The organism is Bacillus bingmayongensis, from assembly GCF_000299035.1.
Taxonomy (GTDB): Bacteria; Bacillota; Bacilli; order Bacillales; family Bacillaceae_G; genus Bacillus_A; species Bacillus_A bingmayongensis.
In genome coordinates, this window is the sequence record NZ_JH921534.1 from 533 (window position 1) to 6692 (window position 6160).

The 6160-nt window shown below is 34.4% G+C and carries 6 protein-coding genes; 5 read left to right on the plus strand and 1 reads right to left on the minus strand.

The window, feature by feature from the left end; translation table 11 throughout:
• Positions 1-486: serine hydrolase domain-containing protein (locus Y7E_RS34705; RefSeq protein WP_237741427.1), on the minus strand; the 486-nt coding region annotated here is incomplete at its 3' end.
• 582 nt (positions 487-1068) lie between these two features.
• Here Y7E_RS34705 and Y7E_RS0128760 point away from each other — a divergent pair.
• The 5 genes from Y7E_RS0128760 to Y7E_RS0128785 all read left to right on the plus strand — a co-directional run bounded on the left by Y7E_RS0128760 (position 1069) and on the right by Y7E_RS0128785 (position 6159).
• Entirely contained in the window at positions 1069-3099 is a 2031-nt protein-coding gene (locus tag Y7E_RS0128760) for a serine hydrolase domain-containing protein (RefSeq protein ID WP_017154633.1), read from the plus strand.
• A 485-nt stretch (positions 3100-3584) separates the two neighbouring features.
• Positions 3585-4046, plus strand: coding sequence for a hypothetical protein (locus Y7E_RS0128770; RefSeq protein ID WP_017154635.1), 462 nt, complete (start codon positions 3585-3587; stop codon positions 4044-4046).
• A 65-nt stretch (positions 4047-4111) separates the two neighbouring features.
• Positions 4112-4543 (plus strand): hypothetical protein, encoded by a 432-nt coding sequence (locus Y7E_RS0128775; RefSeq protein ID WP_017154636.1) that lies wholly within the window; start codon positions 4112-4114, stop codon positions 4541-4543.
• Positions 4544-4589: 46 nt separating this feature from the next.
• On the plus strand, positions 4590-5702 hold the full coding sequence (locus Y7E_RS0128780; protein WP_017154637.1) for a S8 family peptidase: 1113 nt from the start codon (positions 4590-4592) through the stop codon (positions 5700-5702).
• 178 nt (positions 5703-5880) lie between these two features.
• Positions 5881-6159, plus strand: a complete 279-nt coding sequence (locus Y7E_RS0128785) for an AbrB/MazE/SpoVT family DNA-binding domain-containing protein (protein ID WP_017154638.1) — start codon at positions 5881-5883, stop codon at positions 6157-6159.
• The last annotated feature ends 1 nt before the right edge of the window (position 6160 follow it).

Consider the following 6160-nt stretch of genomic DNA (forward strand, 5'->3'; position numbering starts at 1 on the left):
GTAGTCAGCAATACCACTTGTATGATTCAATATCTGCCGGATAGTAATCTGGTTGCTATCATATCCGTTTCCTTGAATGACACCAGGTAACCATTTTTCAATGGAGTCGTCTAGATTCAAGCGGTTCTCTCCAGCTAATTGAAGTAGCACTGTTGCAATGAATGTCTTCGTCGTACTACCAATGCGAAAGCGAAAATCTGTTTTCATTGGCTTCTTGGTTCTCAGATCCGCTATACCAGCGGCATAACTCCACGTTTTTCCACCCTTATAAATTGTAGCAAGTATTCCAGGGTATCCAAGTTGTAGTGTATCCCGCATTGCTTGCTTAACAGAAGTACGATCTCGTTGGGTACTTGTTTGTAACGAACTAGATACATTTTGAGTGGGCTCTGCTTTTACAATTGAGGTTGGTGTTGTATATAACAGAGAACTTCCAGTCATTAAAAGGACTAAACCTGTAGATGTAATCTGACAATGCTTTTTCATAAAGATATTCCTCTCCTCTATTCATATTTTATCGGTAGTTATTTGCTGTTTTATACTAGTCATACAGCTTTCATCTTAACTAAAGACAAATGGACAAGAGTTGATTTGCAATTATCTTACTTAGTATTATTTTCACAAATGCTATTGTGTCCTAACAAACGGTAAATTTCTCTTTTTCCACTTGTATGTTAATCCTAGTAATTACTTCTTTTCCTTGAATCACTCTTGTTACTGGTTTGTTTTTCATAAATAGGTCCTACTTGTTTCCCTTTTCACGCCTCTTTATATTTTTATCATAGACAATGAAAATCTCCCCTCCTCATTTATTGTTAATGTGTTAAAAACTGCTCTTTGATTCTAAGTGTTTTTCTGTCACATACGGTAGTGTCAAAATGTCATGATTTTTATGACATAACTATCAATACAGCCCTATCCACTCAATTTTTGTTGTTCTTTATAAATATGACAGAAGTTCACTATCTACTATGACTCGCCGCTTGCTACACTCTGTTCATACGCTAACGAGCCGCTAACTCGTTGCGCTAACAAAAAAATTCCAACCAAATAAAGGAGCGTACAAAAATGAAACAAGGAATTAACAAACTGGGGATCATTGCAATTCTTCTTTCTTCTTCAACCATGATTTCTGCGTGTTCCCAACAATCGTTAGAAGCAGGAAAATCAATACCATCGGCATCCAAGACTAATATCGAAATGACGAAAGGACCTAATAATAAAAAAGAAATAGAATCTTTTGCTGATTCGTTATTTGAAGAAAAAATGAAGAAGTACAATGTGAACGGTTCTAGTTTTGTCGTCGTTCATGATGGAAAGGTCGTTGTCAATAAAGGGTATGGATATGCCGATAAAGAAAAGAAAATCCCCGTCACTAAGGACACGGTCTTTCAAATCGGTTCAGTCTCGAAAACTTTTACTGCTTTGGCTGTGATGCAGCAAGTCGATAAAGGAAAGCTTAAACTAGATCAAGACGTACAAAAATATCTAGGTGGATTACAAATACCTAATCAAACAGGGAAACCTCTCACCCTGTTTGATATGCTCACTTATACTAGCGGGGTAGATTTTCCGGACCTCACAAATATAACTGGACCCGAATACGTTCATAATAGTATACCAATGAAAGAATTTTTCTCTAAACATATGCCAACGGTAATACGGCCACCAGGGGAAGCTTATACATATGACAACGTCTCATTTGCGCTCGCAGGGTTAGCAGTAGAGAATGTTACTAGCACCCCTTTCTCAAAATATATGGAAAAAAATATTTTTAAACCATTAGATATGAAATCTACAAGTATGAGCTTTACGCCTGATCTTCTCGAAAGAATGGCTACACATTATGGTCCCACTGGCGATCCGATTCCAACAAGTGGGAGCGGTTTAAGGGATACACCACAAGGAGGCATTTTATCTACTGCGGAAGACATGTCAAAATACATGATTATGCAACTACAGAAAGGAAAGTTTAAAGACAAAGAAATTGTAAGTAAAAAAAGCATGGATATGATGCATGCCTATCAAGTTTTTGATGATAAGACGATTCCTGTTGCGACAATTGGATTTGAAACGCCTTTTAATGAATTTGCTAACGGTCAACACGTTGTAATAAAAGGGGGAAGCATGCCTGGACATCAATCAATGCTGATTTTAGTGCCTGAACAAAAAACAGCATTCTTCATGTCTTACAATAATGATTCAATGATGAGTATAGACATATATGAAACTCTCATGGATCACTATTTCCCTGCTAAGAAGAATGAAGTAAAAACAAGTTATCTCCCGTTAGAGGAAAAAGAAGCTCATAAATACTTGGGCTTATTCCAAAATACGCGTTTCGCTGCAATTCGCACTCATTTTACTTATGAAAATGGGAATTTGGTCATGGAGGGTGGAACAACTGGAAAACAAGTTCTCAAAATGATTCATCCGTTGTTATTTGAGGATTCGGAAGGCAACAAAGTTGCTTTCAAAAAGAATTCAGCTGGAGAAATCGCATATTTTCACTACAACTCTCCTAAAAGCTTTGATTTTGTAGCAGATGCTCAGAGAATTAACAACAAACCACCTTTTGATGACGTGCCATCAAAGAGTAAATATAGAAGTCACATTGATAGTCTTCATGCTCTAAATATTATGGGTGCTAAAACAGATAATCTATTTAATCCGATGGACACCATGACACAAGGAGAATTTGCGGATACGCTGTTACTTGCTCACGGATGGAACGGTTTTCCAGACGAATCCAAGGAGGCAAGAGAAAAAATGATGAATGGAATTCCAGAGTATAACCGTGCTACTCCGATTACCCGACAGGTCGCAGCAACCATGATTCAAAACGTAAAGCAAATTCAAGACCTGAAAATGATTCAAACTGATAAAGCTAGTAAAGTTAAATTACTTGATGCTGCGGATGACTGGGCAATTCAATCGATTCAGGCACTTGCCTCCCAAGGAATTCTAGACCCTGATACTTCCATCAATGCTGACGGATCCTTTATCTTCCGTCCGAAGGATTTGTTACTGCGTCAAGAAGCAAGTGCCTTGCTGGATTTAGCTTTTGGCTATTATGCACTACCTAACAAACGGCAGTAGATATTTTATCCTAGATTGAATCATGAAAAAATTGGATGCTGATGAGAAACCAACATCCAGCTAAAATAATACAAAAAATTCGACTTTGTAAGATCTTTATGAAAACGGAAACGATTCTAAAGATAATACGATACATCTTAAGTTTTTGCATTTAAAGAAGGAACCTATTATGAAATATGATAGGTTCCTTCTTTGTTATATAGGGGGAATCATACTTACCCATCAACTTAAGAAATTAATTATTCCCAAAAACGAAAAAATGAGCCAAAATCTCATAAATAACTGTGGAGGGGTAAACTTTTCGTTATGGGGGTAATTAAAAATCTTAGCTTGATAGGCATGGGGTAGCATCCCGAAAACAATAATCCAATTATAAATATATATTTATATATTAAATATAGAATACTTAGTATAGACGTATTATACTAAATTATGGAACAATTGGAATTGTTATTTATACAATATAAAATTTGAAGGAATTATCTATGTTAAACTTAAAAGCTAAATTCAAGAAAATCATTCCAGCTTCAATGGCATTTGCTGCATTATTAACAGTTGCACCACTTTCTTCTTTTGCTGCTGAAACAGATGCACCTGTCAAAAATAATGTTGTGAACTTCCCACAAACAAATTACAACGTTACTGACTTAAACCAAACGGTTTCTTTAGATGAAGACGGTGAAGTAAGCGCTCAAGGTTGGAAAAAAGAAGCCTTAATTTTTGGATTAAAATGGGGCGGTGAAGCTTTAGAAAGTCTTCTTGGATATTTAGGTAAAACATCATATAAAAACATTATTAAAGAAAACCGTTTATCACTTGCACATTATTTAGAAAGAACAGAAGCGTTAGCACACAGAGGATTAAAAAACTTCTTCATTGACGAATGTGGAGCATCTCCGTCTACAGCTGATGTATTAGCAGATGCAGTTTTAGCAATTGCTCTATAAAAATTTAAAAATCTAATTTAAGATAGATATGTATAATAATAATATATAGAACGGAGATATCTTAGATGGATGAAAAACAATATGAATTATTAAAGTATCAAATTGAGCTGCTAAAGAAGATGGTAAATGTTGATGATAATCCCCTTTATGATTATATGATTGACTATAATATTTCTAGAGAGCAACATAATATTTTTATAGATATTCTAAGTGTTTTTTCTCTTCAATTAAGACGTCAATCAGAACAATTAGAAAAAGATGGGGTTAAATATTTTGAATCTCATAAAGAATCTATGTTGTCTAGATATTCTCATTTAGATACTGCAGTTTTTAACGGATTATCTATAGAAAATGCTCCTACTTATAAAGCATTTTCATCTCTCATCAATAATTTTTTACCTGAAGATGTAGAACTTTTAACCTTATTAAAGCGTACTAATCGACAAGGGATATATACAGATGTTTGTGATTATTTAATTTCAGAATCACAAAAATAAGGCGCACATTGCGCCTTATTTTTACGTTTGAAAGGACTAGAATTCAATGAAAAAAATAACTATTCTCATTTTATCCTTATTTGTCTCTATTATTAGTGGATTAAATGAAAAAAGCGTATTTGCTGCAGAAAATATAAAAAAAGACTACCTGATTATGTTTAATAAAACAATTGACGAACAACTTATCATTAAACATGGTGGCATTATTAAAGAAACATTTATAAATTTACCTATTATTAAAGCTGAATTCCCTTATAACCCCGAAAAGATTTTAAAGCACGATAGTGATGTTATCGAAGTTGAGGTAGATCAAACTATTAAAGCACATGGAGAAAATAATAATATTCAAACTTCAATAACAAAACAAAACTCCATTAACATTATTCCTTTCACTGGGAAAGGGGTATCTGTTGCTGTATTAGATACGGGAATTGATACAGAACATACAGATTTAAAAATAAAAGACGGTATTTCATTTATAGAAAATCATCCGGATTTTGATGATGATAACGGTCATGGAACACATTTAGCCGGAATTGTCGCAGCACAAGATAATGAAGTAGGAATGACAGGTATAGCACCTAATGTAGATTTATATGCCGTAAAAGTATTAGATAAGTATACAAATGGGAAATACAGTACAGTTGTAAAGGGAATTGACTGGGCTATTGAACATAATATAAATATTGTTTTAATGAGCTTAGGAGGAAAAAAAGAATCAACCTTTTTCGAAGAAGCTATGAATAAAGCTTATCAAAAAGGTATTTTACTAATTTCTTCAGCTGGAAACGAAGGATATAAAGAAGGAAATACAATTACTTATCCCGCAAAATATCATTCAGTAATCGCTGTTGGAGCATTAAATAAACATGACACGAGGGGTTTTCTTTCAAGTAGAGGAGACGAACTTGAGTTAATGGCGCCTGGTGTCGATATACTAAGCACCTGGAAAGATGAAAATTATAGATTAGATAGTGGAACATCTATGGCAGCCGCTCATGTTGCAGGTGTTGCTGCATTAATCCTTGAGAAAAATCCTTATTTAATAAATAAGAAAGTTAGAGAGGTTATGAATAAAACCGCTATCCCACTAGGAAATTCTTTTGAATATGGTAATGGTAAGATAAACGTAAATGATGCTCTGAAAATGGCGAATTAAACTCCAAATCCTAATTTTATAAAACCGACTCCTTAAGAGTCGGATTTTATTCTACTTTATATATAGGGTGTTTTTGCCCATCCCCTTTTCGGGGGATGGGCAAAAACACCCTTGTTACAATAAAAAATGGCATAAGGTAAGAAATATAGAGTTATAGAAAATTTAAGGGAGAGGTTTCATGAAATCAACAGGAGTAACTCGAAAATTAGATAATTTAGGACGTATCGTGATACCAATGGAGTTAAGACGCACGCTGGAAATTGAAGAAAAGACACCATTAGAGATTTATGTAGAAGGTGAAAAGATTATCTTGAAAAAGTATGAAGCGCATAGCGCTTGTGCAATAACAGGAGAAGTATCTGATAAGAATATTACTTTAGCAGACGGAAAGATTACGCTAAGCCCGACAGGTGCAGAGCTTATAATAGAGGAATTACAGAAGAATCTTGTAAAATAAT

What these genes read in the sequence shown, in the direction of transcription:
- Y7E_RS0128760 (WP_017154633.1), top strand. Translation starts at nt 1,069, where the DNA reads ATGAAACAAGGAATTAACAAACTGGGGATCATTGCAATTCTTCTTTCT.
- Y7E_RS0128770 (WP_017154635.1), top strand. Translation starts at nt 3,585, where the DNA reads ATGTTAAACTTAAAAGCTAAATTCAAGAAAATCATTCCAGCTTCAATG.
- Y7E_RS0128775 (WP_017154636.1), top strand. Translation starts at nt 4,112, where the DNA reads ATGGATGAAAAACAATATGAATTATTAAAGTATCAAATTGAGCTGCTA.
- Y7E_RS0128780 (WP_017154637.1), top strand. Translation starts at nt 4,590, where the DNA reads ATGAAAAAAATAACTATTCTCATTTTATCCTTATTTGTCTCTATTATT.
- Y7E_RS0128785 (WP_017154638.1), top strand. Translation starts at nt 5,881, where the DNA reads ATGAAATCAACAGGAGTAACTCGAAAATTAGATAATTTAGGACGTATC.